Annotated in this window: 11 protein-coding genes; 1 reads left to right on the top strand and 10 read right to left on the bottom strand. The window is 61.8% G+C overall.

The window, feature by feature from the left end; translation table 11 throughout:
- Positions 1-127: 127 nt before the first annotated feature.
- The 7 genes from AC07V4_RS16605 to AC07V4_RS16575 form a co-directional block, all read right to left on the bottom strand.
- Positions 128-1,768 carry a BatD family protein gene (locus AC07V4_RS16605; protein WP_492637503.1) on the bottom strand — a complete coding sequence of 547 codons (1,641 nt, stop codon included), beginning with the start codon at positions 1,766-1,768 and terminating at the stop codon, positions 128-130.
- On the bottom strand, positions 1,765-3,504 hold the full coding sequence (locus AC07V4_RS16600) for a tetratricopeptide repeat protein (RefSeq protein WP_492637502.1): 1,740 nt from the start codon (positions 3,502-3,504) through the stop codon (positions 1,765-1,767). Before AC07V4_RS16600 ends, AC07V4_RS16605 begins: the two co-directional genes overlap by 4 nt.
- The gene (locus AC07V4_RS16595) at positions 3,501-4,589 is read right to left on the bottom strand and encodes a vWA domain-containing protein (protein ID WP_492637501.1); all 1,089 of its coding nucleotides are present in this window, start codon (positions 4,587-4,589) and stop codon (positions 3,501-3,503) included. The genes AC07V4_RS16600 and AC07V4_RS16595 overlap by 4 nt, the downstream gene beginning before the upstream one ends.
- A complete protein-coding gene (locus AC07V4_RS16590) occupies positions 4,582-5,076 on the bottom strand; it encodes a DUF4381 domain-containing protein (RefSeq protein ID WP_119739933.1) in 495 nt (164 codons plus the stop codon). The genes AC07V4_RS16595 and AC07V4_RS16590 overlap by 8 nt, the downstream gene beginning before the upstream one ends.
- Positions 5,073-6,005 carry a DUF58 domain-containing protein gene (locus tag AC07V4_RS16585; RefSeq protein ID WP_431751260.1) on the bottom strand — a complete coding sequence of 311 codons (933 nt, stop codon included), beginning with the start codon at positions 6,003-6,005 and terminating at the stop codon, positions 5,073-5,075. Before AC07V4_RS16585 ends, AC07V4_RS16590 begins: the two co-directional genes overlap by 4 nt.
- A gap of 5 nt (positions 6,006-6,010) precedes the next feature.
- Positions 6,011-6,970, bottom strand: coding sequence for an AAA family ATPase (locus AC07V4_RS16580; protein ID WP_020301524.1), 960 nt, complete (start codon positions 6,968-6,970; stop codon positions 6,011-6,013).
- Positions 6,971-7,246: 276 nt separating this feature from the next.
- Positions 7,247-7,600: a hypothetical protein gene (locus AC07V4_RS16575; protein ID WP_492637500.1), complete on the bottom strand. Its 354-nt coding sequence runs from the start codon at positions 7,598-7,600 to the stop codon at positions 7,247-7,249.
- A 493-nt stretch (positions 7,601-8,093) separates the two neighbouring features.
- Between AC07V4_RS16575 and AC07V4_RS16570 the strand changes: the two genes are divergently transcribed.
- Positions 8,094-12,959 carry an NAD-glutamate dehydrogenase gene (locus AC07V4_RS16570; RefSeq protein ID WP_492637499.1) on the top strand — a complete coding sequence of 1,622 codons (4,866 nt, stop codon included), beginning with the start codon at positions 8,094-8,096 and terminating at the stop codon, positions 12,957-12,959.
- A gap of 175 nt (positions 12,960-13,134) precedes the next feature.
- On the opposite strand, the gene AC07V4_RS16565 is transcribed toward AC07V4_RS16570, so the two are convergent.
- The 3 genes from AC07V4_RS16565 to AC07V4_RS16555 form a co-directional block, all read right to left on the bottom strand.
- Positions 13,135-13,602, bottom strand: a complete 468-nt coding sequence (locus tag AC07V4_RS16565) for a hypothetical protein (RefSeq protein WP_492637498.1) — start codon at positions 13,600-13,602, stop codon at positions 13,135-13,137.
- 295 nt (positions 13,603-13,897) lie between these two features.
- Positions 13,898-14,593 carry a GntR family transcriptional regulator gene (locus AC07V4_RS16560; RefSeq protein ID WP_492637497.1) on the bottom strand — a complete coding sequence of 232 codons (696 nt, stop codon included), beginning with the start codon at positions 14,591-14,593 and terminating at the stop codon, positions 13,898-13,900.
- A 17-nt stretch (positions 14,594-14,610) separates the two neighbouring features.
- A complete protein-coding gene (locus tag AC07V4_RS16555) occupies positions 14,611-15,312 on the bottom strand; it encodes a FadR/GntR family transcriptional regulator (protein WP_159956013.1) in 702 nt (233 codons plus the stop codon).
- Positions 15,313-15,467: the final 155 nt, after the last annotated feature.

Below are 15,467 nucleotides of genomic sequence, written 5' to 3'. Positions count from 1 at the left end.
ATGAAAAGGAGGGGAGTTTACCTGTAAACCTGTGGGAGGGGGCTTGCTCCCGATGGCGGCGTGTCAGTCAGCTTATCTGTAGCTGACCCACCGCTATCGGGAGCAAGCCCCCTCTCACATAGAAGAGTTACTTGGGGTAGAGCGGCGGCAAGCTGGTGGTGTCGGTGGCCGGGTCCTGGGTGCGCTCGGTCATCGGGATGGCTTTGACGGCGCGCCACAGGTCTTCGCCCAGCCAATATTGGCCGCTCTCGCTGTACAGCGCACCGTTCAACCCATCCAGCGCATCCGACAATGGGATAAACCGCGCAGCCATGTCGGCCAGGGTTTCCGGCTGTTGCCGCGCCCATGCGTCCAGTGCCTGGCGCGTAGCCTGAGGGTCGTTGGCCTGGGTGGCGCGCTTGAGGTCGTCGAGCAGGCTGCGTGGGCTCGGGCCGGTTTGCGCGGCGCGTTGTACGGCGGGTTGCCGGCGCGCACGCCACCACAGGCCGAAGCCCAGCAGGGTTGTGCACGCCAGGATCAGTGTGCTGAGTTGCCACAGCCACAGGCGGTCATCGTCAGGCGCGGTGATGACGGTCGGCGTGGCGGGAGTGTCCAGCACCAGGCTCGGGTTGGTGGCTACTTGCAGGGTGCGAGCAGGCAGACGGGTGCGCTCGAGGTGGTCTTCGTGGGTGTTCCACCACACCACCTCAACCTCCGGTAGCTCCAGGGCGCCAGCGCGGGTGGGGACCAGTGCTTCGCGATCTTCACGGCTGCCGATCAGGCCACGGTCGTTGTTCTGGTTGCCCAGCACCGGTTGGTCGGGATAGCGGCGCAAGCCATTGGCATCGGTGCTGGGCAGCCCCGGCAGCTGCGCGCTCGACAGGCCTTCGGCCTTGATCGTGAGGCTGCGGGTCAGGGAATCGCCGACCTGAACGTGATCAGGCTCGGGGTTCCAACTTTCCGTCAGGGTCAGGCTGCGTGCGGGCAACCAGGGCGCATCGGCCGGGTACAGCTCCGGCTTGGGCCTGACCGTCAACGGCAGCTCGGCCGAGCTGACGTGGATGAGTTTGCCCGGCTTGGTGCCCTGCAGCGTGTTTTCTTGCGGCGGGCGCGCTTCCACCAGCGTGGCGCTGAACGTCTGCGTCGGAATGACCAGGGCCCCGCTGTGTTGCGGATAGATCGCGTAGCGGGTTTCGATCACGCCATGTCGGATGCTGTTGATGACTTTTTCGTAGGTACGTGACTCGCCCAACTGCTCGATGCGGGCATCGGGAATCTGCAGCGGCGTCATGCTGCTGTCGTCATACAGCGACACGGAGTGGTACACGCGCACCGTCAACAAGGCCTGGGCCTGGACGTACACGCTGTTCTGGTCGAGGTTGGCTTCGATGAACACCGGGGCCAGTTCGGCGCTGGTGTTCTGGCTGGCGGTTTCTACCACCTGCAGGCTGATCGGTTGGGTCTTCAGCTCGCCCACTTGCAGTGGTGGAATCACCACGGTGCCGTTTTCCTTGGGCAGCAAGGTGATGATCCAGCGCGTGGTGGCGTGGTTATCGCCGCCCAGGGTGGTGAGCTGGTTGATCTGGCGCGTGCCGCTGACTTCGAATTGCGCATCCAGGGGCGACAGGTCCGGTTTGCCGAACTGCGTGACGTCGCTGGACTCCACCGTCAGCTCCACCGTCTCCCCGGAATTGACGCGGCTGCGGTCGACGCTGGCGACCAGGTTCGCCGCCTGGACGTGGCCTGCCGATAACGCGAGCAGGAGCAGAAGGGTGGTGCGGCGGCTCATCGAGTCTTGTCCTGATGTTGTTGCTGTTCATACCAGAATTTGCGGCGCAGCAGTTCACCGGGGTTGTCCGGAATCTCCCGCAGCCATTGCTCCAGGGCCTGACGATGTTCACCGTCAAGGCTGGCATCGGAGGGGCGCAGCGGCGGTGTGGTGGTTTGTTCATCGCCCAATTCGCTGCCCGGCACCTCGTTGCCGCCGGCTTTTGGCGAAGTGCCTGCCTGGCTGTCGGTGTTACCGGCTTCGCCCTGGCCTTGGGCGGACTGTTCGCCACCGGTATTGCTTTGCCCACTGGCACCCGGTTGCGCAGTTTGGCCGGGTTGGGTGGTTTCGTCATCCTCGTTTTTGGCCGGCTCGGCAGGCTTGGTTTGGGACTGTTCCCGGATCAGGCTTTCCACCAGTGCCTTGTTTTTCAACGCTGGCTGCAGGTCGGGCTGGGCTTCCAAGGCTTGTTCGTAGGCGTCAATCGCCGCCTCCAGTTCGCCGGATCTGGCCAGCGCATTACCGCGATTATAGTGGGAGTAGGCGTCATTACCTTCGGCAAAGCGTTTGATCGCTTCGGCATAGTTGCCGGCTTCGTACAGCGCCACGCCTTGCCATTGCGGGTCTTCAAAGCGTTCGGCGGCTTCGGCGGGGCGCTTGTGTTTGAGCAGGTACTGGCCTTGTTGGTCGGGGCGCAGCCACAAGTCCTGGAGTTCAAAGGCATAGCTCGGTTGCGGCGCACCCAGCAACAGCAGGGGCAGACAGAACAGCCAACCGCGACGCCCGGCGCAGGCGGCCAGCAGCAGTAGCGGCAGGAGCAGCCAGTAACCCTGGTCGGCCCAAGTGTCGAGGTGCAGCAGTTGGCCGTCGTTACGCATGGACTGCGGGCCATCGAGCAGGCCGAGTTGGCGCAGGTCTTTGTCATCCAGTCGCGCAGCGCGGTAGCGGCCACCCATTTCACTGGCGAAGGCCTTGAGGGTCGGGCTGTCGAGGCGCGGTACCAGGATCGCGCCCTGATCATCCTTGAGGAATTCGCCACTCTCCTGGGTAACGGGAGTGCCTTCGCGGCTGCCGATGCCGAGGATTGACAAGGCCGGGGCCTGTGCACCTTGTAGCAGGAGGCGGATACCCTGGCGTTCCTGCTTCGACAGTGAAGAGCCCACCAGCAGCAGGCGCCCCTGGCCGAGGCCGCCTTGCTTGAGCAGGTCCAGGGCTTTGTCCACCGCCAGATCGGCGCGATGGCCGGCTTCGGGCATGATCGAGGGGCGCAAGGCTTCCAGCAGGTTGCGGCTGGTGCCCAGGTCGTCCGACAACGGGACCAGGGTGTGGGCGCTGCCGGCATACACCACGATGGCCGTCGGCGCGTTGTCCCGTGCCTGCAACAAGTCATAGAGCTTGCGGCGCGCCTGCTCCAGGCGATTGGGCGGGCTGTCGGTGGCGAGCATTTCCGGGGTCAGTTCCAGCAATACCACCAGCGGGTCGGCCGGTTTCTGGCTGGACTGTTCGACTCTCTGCCAACTGGGGCCAAGCAGCGCCAGTACTGCCAGCAGCCAGGCGATGCCCAGTACCACCCACGGTGTTTTGCTCTCGCGCCCGCTGCCACCACTGAGCAACACCGCGTGAAACGCGGGTGGCAGGATCATCTGCCAGCGTCCGGCACGTTTTTGCCGATGCCACAGCTGCCATAGCAGCCAACCGAGCAGCGGCAGCAGCAACAGCCACCAGGGGCGGAACCAGTGTGGCCACAGGTCGATCATCGACGCCTCCGCAAACGCAGGCGTTTAAGGCGTTGGCGCCATTCTGGATGCTGTTGCAGGAAGATGCCCTTGGTCGAGAGTTTGTCGAAGGCCCGTTGCAAGGCGTTGTTGGGCCAGCGTTCCTGGATCACCAATAACATGCTCAAGATCAAGGCCAGGGCCAGTGGCGCGCTGTACAACGCCTGGGCCGGGCGGGCCTGGGTCGGTTGTTGCGCCACGGGCTCAAGCTGGTCGAGGGTTTCCTTGATCTTTTGCAGTTCGTCGCCGTCGCGGGCGCGGAAGTAGCGGCCACCGGTGGCTTCGGCGATGGCCTTTAGCGCAGGTTCATCCAGATCCAGGCTCGGATTGACGCCAAGGATGCCTACGGAGCCGGTTTGCTCAGGGTCGGCGCCGATACCGATCGGGTAGATTTTCACGCCTTCCTCGGCCGCCAGGCGCGCGGCGGTCAACGGGTCGATTTGCCCGGCGTTGTTGGCACCGTCGGTGACCAGGATCAGCACGCGGCTTTGCGCCGGGCGTTGGCGCAGACGTTTCAAGGCCAGGCCGATGGCGTCACCGATGGCGGTGTTCTTGCCGGCGATGCCAATGCGCGCCTCATCCAGCCAGGTGCGCACGGTGCGGCGGTCGAAGGTCAGCGGTGCTTGCAGGTAGGCTTGGCTGCCGAACAGGATCAGACCCACGCGGTCGCCTTCGCGGCTTTCGAGGAAGTCCCCGAGCAAGTGCTGCACCAGGCTGAGGCGGCTGACGTCGTCGTCCTGCCAATGCATGTCGGGGAAATCCATGGAGCCGGACACGTCGACCGCCACCAGCAGGTCGCGGCCACTGGCGGCAATCGGCAGCGGTTCGCCGAGCCATTCGGGGCGGGCGGCAGCAGTCAACAGCAGCAGCCACAGCACCACGAACGGCGCTTGCTGGCGCCAGCCCGGCAGGTTCACTCGCGCACGACGGCGGGCCAGGCCTTCGAGGTCGGCGAGGTAGCTGACCTTCAGCGCGGGTTCGCCGCTGTCGGCGACGGGCAGGATAAAGCGCATCAACCAAGGCAATGGCAACAGGGCGAAGATCCACGGCCAGGCGAACTCAAACATGTTTGCGAATCCAGGTGTCGACGGCTTGGGTCAGGCCGGCGATGGCTTTGTCGTCGAGTTTGCATTCAGGTTTGTAGGCGCCTTCCACCAATACCATCCAGCGGGTCAGGCCCGCCGCAGGGCAGCGGTTGTCGAGAAAGGCCAGCCATTTGCGGCCGTTGAGTGTGTGGCTCTGGCTGTAGGGGTAGTCGTTGCGGCACAGGCGCTTGAGCAGGCCATTGAGCTGCTGCAGCCAGGCCCCGGCCGGGGCGCCATCATAGGGTTTGGGCATCAGGGCCAGCTCCGCGAGGGCGGCGATGCGCAACGGGTCCAAGGGCTGTTCGGCGCGGGCCACGGGGCGGCGCTTGGGCAAGAAGCGGCGCAGCGACCACAGCCCCCAACCGAGCAGCGGAATCACCAGCAGTAACAGCCACCAGCCCGGCGCGGGAGGCCAGAACCCAATGGCCGGCGGGGCGATCAGCGGTTGCAGTTGGTCGAGGCTGCTCATTGCTTTTTAACCGGGCGTTGCGGGTTGAGGTATTCGCGCAGTTGCTCGACCATTTCACTCTGGGTGCTCAAGGGCATCAGCAGCACCCGCAGCTTCTGTGCGAGCAGTTCCCAGTGCGCGATACGGGCTTCGGCCTGGGCTTTGTAGGCTTGGCGCAGGTCAAAGTTCAGCGTGTCCAGTTCCAGTTGTGCGCCACGCTCGGCGAAACGCAGCAGCCCCGCGGCGGGCAGGGCGTGGTCCAGCGGGTCGGAGATCGGCAGCAGCAGCAGGTCGCAATGGCGTGACAGCAAACTCAACTGCTGTTCGGCGCCTTCGGTGAGGGCGCGCTCATCGCAGATCACAATCACCAGGCTGCCGGGGCGCAGTACTTCGCGCCCACGGCGCAGGGCCATGCCAAGGGCGTCGGCTTCCGGGCGGCTCTCGGTGTTCAGGCTCTGGTTGACCCGTACCAAACGGTTGAGCAATTGCAGCAGGCTTTGCTTGCTGCGTCGTGGCTTGATTTCGTAGTGCTCGCTGTCACCGAATACCAGCCCGCCGACGCGATCGTTGTGCCCCAGCGCGGCCCAACCAATCAGGCTGGCGGCTTGCGCGGCGAGTACCGACTTGAACATTTTGCCCGAGCCGAAAAACAACCGGCAGCTTTGCTCCACCATGATAAAGATCGGGCGTTCGCGTTCTTCATGGAACAGTTTGGTGTGCGGCTCCTGGGTACGTGCTGTCACGCGCCAGTCGATGGTACGTACGTCATCGCCAGCCTGGTACACGCGCACCTGATCGAAATCGACCCCACGCCCACGCAGCTTGGAGTGGTGCAGGCCGATCAACGGGCTGCGTTGGCTCGGCGTGGAAAACAACTGCACTTCCCGCACGCGATGGCGCATCTCGATCAATTCGCTGAGGGTGACGCGGATACCATCGCCTGCGTTCATGGGGCTCAAGCGACGGCAACGACGTCGAGAATGCGCTGTACCACACGGTCCTGGTCAACGCCGGCGGCTTCGGCCTCGAACGACAGGATGATGCGATGGCGCAGCACGTCGAACAGCACCGCCTGGATATCTTCCGGGCTCACGAAGTCTCGGCCGGCCAGCCAGGCGTGGGCGCGGGCGCAGCGGTCAAGGGCGATGGAGCCACGTGGGCTGGCGCCGTAGGCGATCCACTCGGCCATTTCCGGGTCGAACTTGGCCGGTGTGCGCGTGGCCATGACCAGTTGCACCAGGTATTCCTCCACCGCGTCGGCCATGTACAGGCCGAGGATTTCCTTGCGGGCGGCGAAGATGGCCTGTTGGCTGACGCGGCGTTCTGGCTTGGTTTCGCCGTTGAGCGCTTCGCCACGGGCCTGTTGCAGGATACGGCGCTCCACGGCGGCATCCGGAAAGCCGATCTTGACGTGCATCAGGAAGCGGTCGAGCTGGGCTTCGGGCAGCGGGTAGGTGCCTTCCTGCTCGATGGGGTTTTGCGTGGCCATCACCAGGAACAGCGGCGACAGCTCGTAAGTGCTGCGGCCGACGCTGACTTGACGCTCGGCCATGGCTTCCAGCAAGGCTGATTGCACCTTGGCCGGGGCACGGTTGATTTCGTCCGCCAGTACCAGGTTGTGGAAGATCGGCCCTTGCTGGAACACGAAGCTGCCGGTTTCCGGGCGATAGATTTCGGTGCCGGTGATGTCGGCGGGCAACAGGTCGGGGGTGAACTGGATACGATGGAACTGCGCTTCGATGCCTTCGGCCAGCTCTTTGATCGCCTTGGTCTTGGCCAGGCCCGGCGCGCCTTCTACCAGCATATGGCCATCGGCGAGCAAGGCGATCAGCAGGCGATCGATGAGTTTTTCCTGGCCGAGAATCTGCGTAGAAAGAAAGGTTCGCAGCGCGAGCAGCGCTTCACGATGTTCCATCGATGACGGTTCCTGGAGAGATGAGCCCTGGGGTCGAGTCAAAACGCCGGGCTAGGGTGGCTTACTTTAATGCATCGCAGGGTGTGGCGACTAACGGCGCGCGGGGTATTTTAGGAAAACTTGTAGGATTTTTGTGTGTAGAGCACAAATTTTACGGATGGGGCTCGGTCCGTGTGGGAGCTGGCTTGCCTGCGATGCAGGCACCTCGGTGTATCTGGAGTATCCCGTTGATGCCATCGCAGGCAAGCCAGCCCCACATTTGATCTCTTGTGTGGCTTAAATTCGGGTGAAGGTGCCGGTGCCTTTGAGGATGTTTTGCAGGGTTTCCTCGACTTCGGCCAGGTCCGACGCCGCGGTGGCGTGGCTGATCTGCAACTGGTCCTTGCCACCCAAGGCGTCGGCATCACCGGCAGCCAGTTCAATCAGCAGGGTGGTGTCGCTCAAGGTGACCTTCAACCCGTCCAGGGTCGACGGCTCGTAATCCCAGGTCAGCTCCACTTCGTCCTCGTCCGGGTAACGGGTGAGCATGAACATTTCGCCGCTTTTGCCGTGGCAGCAGAGCATGGCCATGTTGTCTTCTTCTTCGTCACACGGCGTGACCATGAGTGCGTCGGTTTTCAGCTGCAGCATGGAGAATCCTGTAAGGGGTAGGGCGGAATGTGGGCAATTGTGCCATTGCGGCGAATTTTGTGCTGCTTCATGTGTCAGATTCACCGCATGACCTGACGGGTTGAATCAGTCATTTCCGGTACTCGCAGGCTCGGAAGTCCCGTGTTTTTCTTCCGGGAAATCCGGGTTGCCCAAGTCGCAACCGCGAGCCTGCTTACCGATGACCGAATATGTCGCAGCGCCGCAAGCAGCTGTCTTCCTACACTCGTTAAGCTGCGCAACGGATGTGCCCTGTGCCGGGAGTCTGACCTGCCCGTCGTACCGTCCTCCGATACGGGATACATCTTATGGAAGTTGCATGTGACCTCATTGTCTTGTCCAGCTTCACCCACCTGTCACCCTGATTCGTTTATGGTGCTTACTGTCACTAAGTGCGAACAGAGCCGACGGTCTCCCCGCAAGGGGATAACACGCGACGCTTCCATCAATAACAAGCCCAAGCGGAGTACCACAGATGGCGTTCTTCACCGCAGCCAGCAAGGCCGACTTCCAGCATCAACTGCAAGCGGCACTGGCGCAGCACATCAGTGAACAGGCACTGCCACAAGTGGCGCTGTTCGCTGAACAATTCTTCGGCATTATTTCCCTGGACGAACTGACCCAACGTCGCCTTTCCGACCTGGCCGGTTGCACCCTGTCTGCCTGGCGCCTGCTTGAGCGCTTTGACCACTCCCAACCGCAAGTGCGGGTCTACAACCCCGATTACGAACGTCATGGCTGGCAGTCGACCCATACCGCGGTCGAAGTGTTGCACCATGACCTGCCATTCCTGGTGGACTCGGTCCGTACCGAACTGAACCGCCGTGGCTACAGCATTCACACCCTGCAAACCACCGTGCTCAGCGTGCGTCGTGGCGCCAAGGGCGAGTTGCTGGAAATCCTGCCAAAAGGCACCCAGGGCGAAGGCATCCAGCAAGAATCGCTGATGTACCTGGAAATCGACCGCTGTGCCAACGCCGCCGAACTGAACGTGCTGAGCAAAGAGCTTGAGCAGGTGTTGGGCGAAGTGCGCGTAGCCGTGGCCGATTTCGAACCGATGAAAGCCAAGGTCCAGGACCTGCTGGCCGGTATCGATGCGAGCAAGTTCAGCATCGACGGCGAAGAAAAAGCCGAGATCAAGAACTTCCTCGAATGGCTGGTGGGCAACCACTTCACTTTCCTGGGCTATGAAGAGTTTGTGGTACGTGACGAGGCGGATGGCGGTCATATCGAATATGACACCAGCTCCTTCCTCGGTCTGACCAAGCTGCTGCGTGCCGGCCTTACCGCTGAAGACACCCGCATCGAAGACTACGCCGTGGCCTACCTGCGTGAACCGACCGTGCTGTCGTTCGCCAAGGCCGCGCACCCGAGCCGTGTGCACCGCCCGGCTTACCCGGACTACGTGTCGATCCGCGAAATCGATGCCAGCGGCAAAGTCATCAAGGAACACCGCTTCATGGGCCTCTACACCTCTTCGGTGTACGGCGAAAGCGTGCGTGTGATTCCGTATATCCGTCGCAAAGTGGCCGAGATCGAACGCCGTTCGGGCTTCCAGGCCAAGGCGCACTTGGGCAAGGAGCTGGCGCAAGTCGTCGAAGTGCTGCCCCGTGATGACCTGTTCCAGACTCCGGTCGACGAGCTGTTCAGCACCGTGATGTCCATCGTGCAGATCCAGGAACGCAACAAGATCCGCGTGTTCCTGCGCAAAGACCCGTACGGTCGTTTCTGCTACTGCCTGGCCTACGTGCCGCGTGACATTTATTCCACCGAAGTGCGCCAGAAGATCCAGCAAGTGCTGATGGATCGCCTGAAGGCTTCGGACTGCGAGTTCTGGACGTTCTTCTCCGAATCCGTGCTGGCCCGTGTGCAACTGATCCTGCGGGTCGACCCGAAGAACCGCCTGGACATCGACCCTGTCCAGCTGGAAAAAGAAGTGGTGCAAGCCTGCCGCAGCTGGCAGGACGACTACGCCGCGCTGGTGGTGGAAAGCTTCGGCGAAGCCCAGGGCACCAACGTGCTGGCGGATTTCCCGAAAGGTTTCCCGGCTGGCTACCGCGAACGTTTCGCCGCGCATTCGGCTGTGGTCGACATGCAGCACCTGAACAGCCTCAGCGAGGCCAACCCGCTGGTCATGAGCTTCTACCAGCCGTTGGGGCAGGTCGGCCAGCGTGAACTGCATTGCAAGCTGTATCACGCCGATACCCCGTTGGCGCTGTCCGACGTGCTGCCGATCCTGGAAAACCTCGGCCTGCGTGTGCTGGGCGAGTTCCCGTACCGCCTGCGCCACGCCAATGGCCGTGAGTTCTGGATCCATGATTTCGCGTTCACTGCTGCCGAAGGCGTGAACCTGGACATCCAGCAACTCAACGACACGCTGCAGGACGCGTTCGTGCACATCGTGCATGGCGACGCGGAGAACGATGCGTTCAATCGCTTGGTGCTGACCGCTGGCCTGCCATGGCGTGACGTCGCGCTGCTGCGTGCCTACGCCCGTTACCTGAAGCAGATCCGCCTGGGCTTCGACCTGGGTTACATCGCTACCACCTTGAACAACCACACCGACATCGCTCGCGAGTTGACCCGGTTGTTCAAGACCCGCTTCTATCTGGCACGCAAGCTCACCGCCGACGACCTGGAAGACAAGCAGCAACGCCTGGAACAAGCGATTCTCACTGCTCTGGACGATGTTCAGGTGCTCAACGAAGACCGTATCCTGCGTCGCTACCTGGACCTGATCAAGGCGACCCTGCGCACCAACTTCTACCAGACCGATGCCAACGGCCAGAACAAATCGTACTTCAGCTTCAAGTTCGACCCGCGTGCCATTCCCGAGCTGCCAAAGCCGGTGCCGAAGTTTGAAATCTTCGTGTACTCGCCGCGCGTTGAAGGCGTGCACCTGCGCTTCGGCAACGTTGCCCGTGGTGGTCTGCGTTGGTCCGACCGTGAAGAAGACTTCCGTACCGAAGTGCTCGGCCTGGTAAAGGCCCAGCAAGTGAAGAACTCGGTGATCGTGCCGGTGGGCGCCAAGGGCGGCTTCCTGCCGCGTCGCCTGCCATTGGGCGGCACCCGGGACGAAATCGCGGCCGAGGGCATCGCCTGCTACCGCATCTTCATCTCCGGCCTGTTGGATATCACCGACAACCTGAAGGACGGCGCCCTGGTGCCACCGGCCAACGTCGTGCGCCATGACGACGATGACCCGTACCTGGTAGTGGCGGCGGACAAGGGCACTGCGACCTTCTCCGACATCGCCAACGGCATCGCCATCGACTACGGCTTCTGGCTGGGTGATGCGTTCGCCTCTGGTGGTTCTGCTGGTTACGACCACAAGAAAATGGGCATCACCGCCAAGGGCGCGTGGGTCGGCGTGCAGCGCCATTTCCGCGAGCGCGGCATCAACGTGCAGGAAGACAGCATCACCGTGGTGGGCGTCGGCGACATGGCCGGTGACGTGTTCGGTAATGGCCTGTTGATGTCCGACAAGCTGCAACTGGTCGCGGCCTTCAACCACTTGCATATCTTCATCGACCCGAACCCGAACCCGGCCACCAGCTTCGTCGAGCGTCAGCGCATGTTCGAGCTGCCGCGCTCGGCCTGGAGCGACTACGACACCAGCATCATGTCCGAAGGCGGCGGTATCTTCTCGCGAAGCGCGAAGAGCATCGCCATCTCGCCACAGATGAAAGAGCGCTTCGACATTTCGGCCGACAAACTGACTCCGACCGAGCTGCTGAACGCCTTGCTCAAGGCGCCGGTGGACCTGTTGTGGAACGGCGGTATCGGCACCTACGTCAAGGCCAGCACCGAGAGCCATGCCGACGTGGGCGACAAGGCCAACGACGCCCTGCGCGTGAACGGTAACGAACTGCGCTGCAAGGTAGTGGGCGAGGGCGGTAACCTCGGCATGACCCAACTGGGTCGTGTGGAATTCGGCCTCAATGGTGGCGGTTCCAACACTGACTTCATCGACAACGCTGGTGGTGTGGACTGCTCCGACCACGAAGTGAACATCAAGATCCTGCTCAACGAAGTGGTGCAGGCCGGTGACATGACCGACAAGCAACGCAACCAGTTGCTGGCGAGCATGACTGACGAAGTCGGCGGCCTGGTGTTGGGCAACAACTACAAGCAAACCCAGGCCCTGTCCCTGGCTGCACGCCGTGCCTACGAGCGTGCCGCCGAGTACAAGCGCCTGATGAGCGACCTGGAAGGCCGTGGCAAGCTTGACCGCGCCATCGAGTACCTGCCGACCGAGGAGCAGCTCACCGAGCGCGCCGCCAACGGCAAGGGCCTGACCCGTCCGGAACTGTCGGTGCTGATCTCGTACAGCAAGATCGACCTCAAGGAAGCGCTGCTCAAGTCCCTGGTACCGGATGACGACTACCTGACCCGTGACATGGAGACCGCGTTCCCACCGAGCCTGGTCGCCAAGTTCGGCGAGGCGATGCGTCGTCACCGCCTCAAGCGTGAGATTGTCAGCACCCAGATCGCCAACGACCTGGTCAACCACATGGGCATCACCTTCGTTCAACGACTCAAAGAGTCGACCGGCATGAGCCCGGCGAACGTGGCCGGCGCTTATGTGATCGTGCGCGACATTTTCCATCTCCCGCACTGGTTCCGTCAGATTGAAGCCTTGGACTACAAGGTGTCGGCCGATGTGCAACTGGAGCTGATGGATGAACTGATGCGCCTGGGTCGTCGTGCTACACGCTGGTTCCTGCGCAGCCGTCGTAACGAGCAGAACGCTGGGCGTGATGTCGCGCACTTCGGTCCGCACCTGGCTGCACTGGGCCTTAAACTCGACGAACTGTTGGAAGGGCCGACCCGCGAAGAATGGCAAAACCGTTATCAGGGTTATGTCTCGGCAGGTGTACCGGAGTTGTTGGCACGCATGGTCGCAGGGACGACTCACCTGTACACCTTGTTGCCAATCATCGAAGCCGCCGACGTGACCGGGCATGACGCCGCCGAAGTGGCCAAGGCCTACTTTGCCGTGGGTAGCGCCCTGGGCTTGTCTTGGTACCTGCAGCAGATCAGCGATCTGCCAGTGGCCAACAACTGGCAGGCCCAGGCCCGCGAAGCCTTCCGCGATGACGTGGACTGGCAACAACGCGCGATCACCATCTCCGTCCTGCAAATGGCCGACGCGCCACAAGACATGGAAGCCCGTGTGGCCCTGTGGCTTGAGCAGCACAAGGACATGGCTGATCGTTGGGTCGCGATGATGGTGGAAATCCGTGCTGCGGTCGGCACGGACTACGCCATGTACGCAGTGGCCAACCGTGAGTTGCTGGACTTGGCGTTGAGCGGTCAGTCGGTGCTGCAACCGGCTTGATCCCTCGGTAAAACGAAAGCCCTCGTATCGTGAGATGCGGGGGCTTTTTGTTGAATCTGGAGCGCAGTCAGTGTGGGAGCTGGCTTGCCTGCGATAGCAGTTTATCAGTAGATAAATGATTGGCTGACCCGCCGCCATCGCAGGCAAGCCAGCTCCCACAGTTGGATCCCCTCTACTAAGGCGCAGCGGTGCTCAGGCAAGGCCGGATGGCTTTTTTCAACATGCTGTTGTTTTCCGGCAGCGTGAACGTTGCAGTCAACGGTTTACCGCTGGTGCTAGCGGGTGCCAACGACAGTGTCAGTGTTTGCCCCCGCGAGGCGTCACTGGTCCAGTAAGCCAGCTCGGTTTGCGGTATGTCGGCATTGAGCGCAAAGATCGTACCGACTTGAAGCACCCCGCCATGGGTCCAAACACCATTGGCCGAAACCTCGATGGCAGCGCGTGTTCCCGCGGTAATACGCAACGGACCGTTTGCACTGGCATCCGGGCCTTCAAACGGGTCGCTGTCGAAGCCCAGCGATTGCGGTGAGATTTGCAGGCTAAGGCTGGCAGCAGGGTTCTGTGGGTGACAGCTGATTTCCAGGTTGGCATTGGTATGGAAGTCGCCGTGAGCGCTGTCACCAAAAGTACGAGCTGTCAACATCGGGCCGTCCGGGTAGGGCCGTTCAAGCAACCAGACGGGGTGCGCTGGAGTGATGATTTGAGGGGCTGTCGACTCATTACCCGCCTGTGCAAGGGGGGTCAAAAGAGTTGCTATCAGCGTAAAGGCCAGGGCTTGCATTGAGGTGTTCGTCCGTGTTTGATGCTTTCTGAAAAGCCCGTATTGTGCAAATTTTAGCTGGCCTGCTCTGTCAGCAAATACGCACCTTGATCGCGATTACGCCGTATATACAGTAGTCCGCTTTAGCGCTGGTGTGGGAGCTGTATTCACCTGGGAATCAGTGGTGTTTCAGCAATTTGCTTTCCAGGTGGTCCAGGTGTTGGGTCATCAGCGCTACTGCAGTGGCTGAGTCCCTTTGTTCGACGGCTTCGACAATCGCCCTATGCTTCTGCCACGCACAGTAGATGCAGGCTTTCGCTTCAAACTGGGCAATGACCAGCGAGGTCAACGGTACCAGGCTGTTGAGAAACTGCGCCAGCGGCGCATTCCCGGCAATCGCGGCCAATTGCAGATGAAACTCCCCCGACAACCGAATCGCCGGGCCGCGCTGGTCGCGTTCGATGCAGTCCCGCTCGCGGCCGATCAGCTCGCGCAATTGGCGGATTTGCACCGGTGTGGCCTGGGTACAGGCCAGTTGCACAACAGTAATCTCGGTCATCCGCCGCGCCTCGAGGATCTGCCGCGTCTGCTGCGCATCCGGCGTCGCCACCTGGGCACGCTGGTTGGGCCGCAGAATGATCACTTGCTGATGGGACAGCTTGGCCAATACACGACGAATCACGCTACGGCTCACGCCAAACGTGTCGCCCAGGCTTTCTTCGGTAAAGCGGCTGGACGGCGCGATGCGTTGCTCGAGAATGGCGTCGAACAAGCGTGGGTAGATATCGTCCACCGAAGGCTTTTTACCTGCCACCAAGCGCATGGCGGGCGGGGTTACGGTGACAGAATTACGTTGCTGGGCGTGGGCGGTCATGGCCGGTCTCCAAAAAATCAGCTGCCCAGATGGTCGTCCGGGATGTTCAAGCGAATACCCATACGCAGGCCTTCCTGAAGGATATGGCGGCGCATTTCGGCACTGGCCAGGGCGCTGTTCTTGTTACGGATGGCGCGCACCACGGCTTCATTTTCCTGCAGGCGTTCTGCCAAGTGTTCGGGGGAATTGCGTAGCACCTGGGCGCTCTGTTTGAGGGCGTTGCTGGTTTGTTGCACCACGTTCTGGAAGATCGGGTTGGAGGTGAGAGCGAACAGTTCTTCATGGAAGCCGATGTAGGCGTTCATGCCGGCTTCGGCATCCCCAGCGTCGAGGGCCTCGCGCATGTCCATCAGGGTCAGGCGCAACTGGCCGACCTCCTTGCTGCTGATGGACTGGGCCACCAGGCCGACGATGAAGGGCTCGAGGGTGTAGCGCAGTTGCAGGATGTCTTCGAGGCTGGCATCGGCCACCGCGTCGCTGGCCTGAGGCTCGCTCACGCTGGTTTCGAGTACCACCACGCCCTTGCCGGGCATGGAGCGCACCAGACCGAGGGTTTCCAGCACGATCACGGCTTCACGCAGGCTGGGGCGGCTGATGCCCATCTGTTCGGCCAGTTCACGCTGGCCGGGCAGCATTTCGCCCCGGCGCCACTGGCCCCTGGCCAAGGCGGCGCGCAGCTTTTCTACCACTGAATTGACGACGGTTGAGGTGCTGATCACGTCGATGGCTCCTTGATGTTGCAAATACGGTAGTGAATCTAATGAAGAGCCAATGTGGGAGGGGGCTTGCTCCCGATTGCGGTATTTCAGCTGATACAGCTGGTGGCTGACGCACTGCAATCGGGAGCAAGCCCCCTCCCACATTTGACCTATGT

This window comes from Pseudomonas sp. GW821-FHT03A09 (assembly GCF_059421065.1).
The sequence above is the reverse complement of the archived record's forward strand: the minus strand, read 5'-3'. Positions and strand labels throughout refer to the sequence as shown.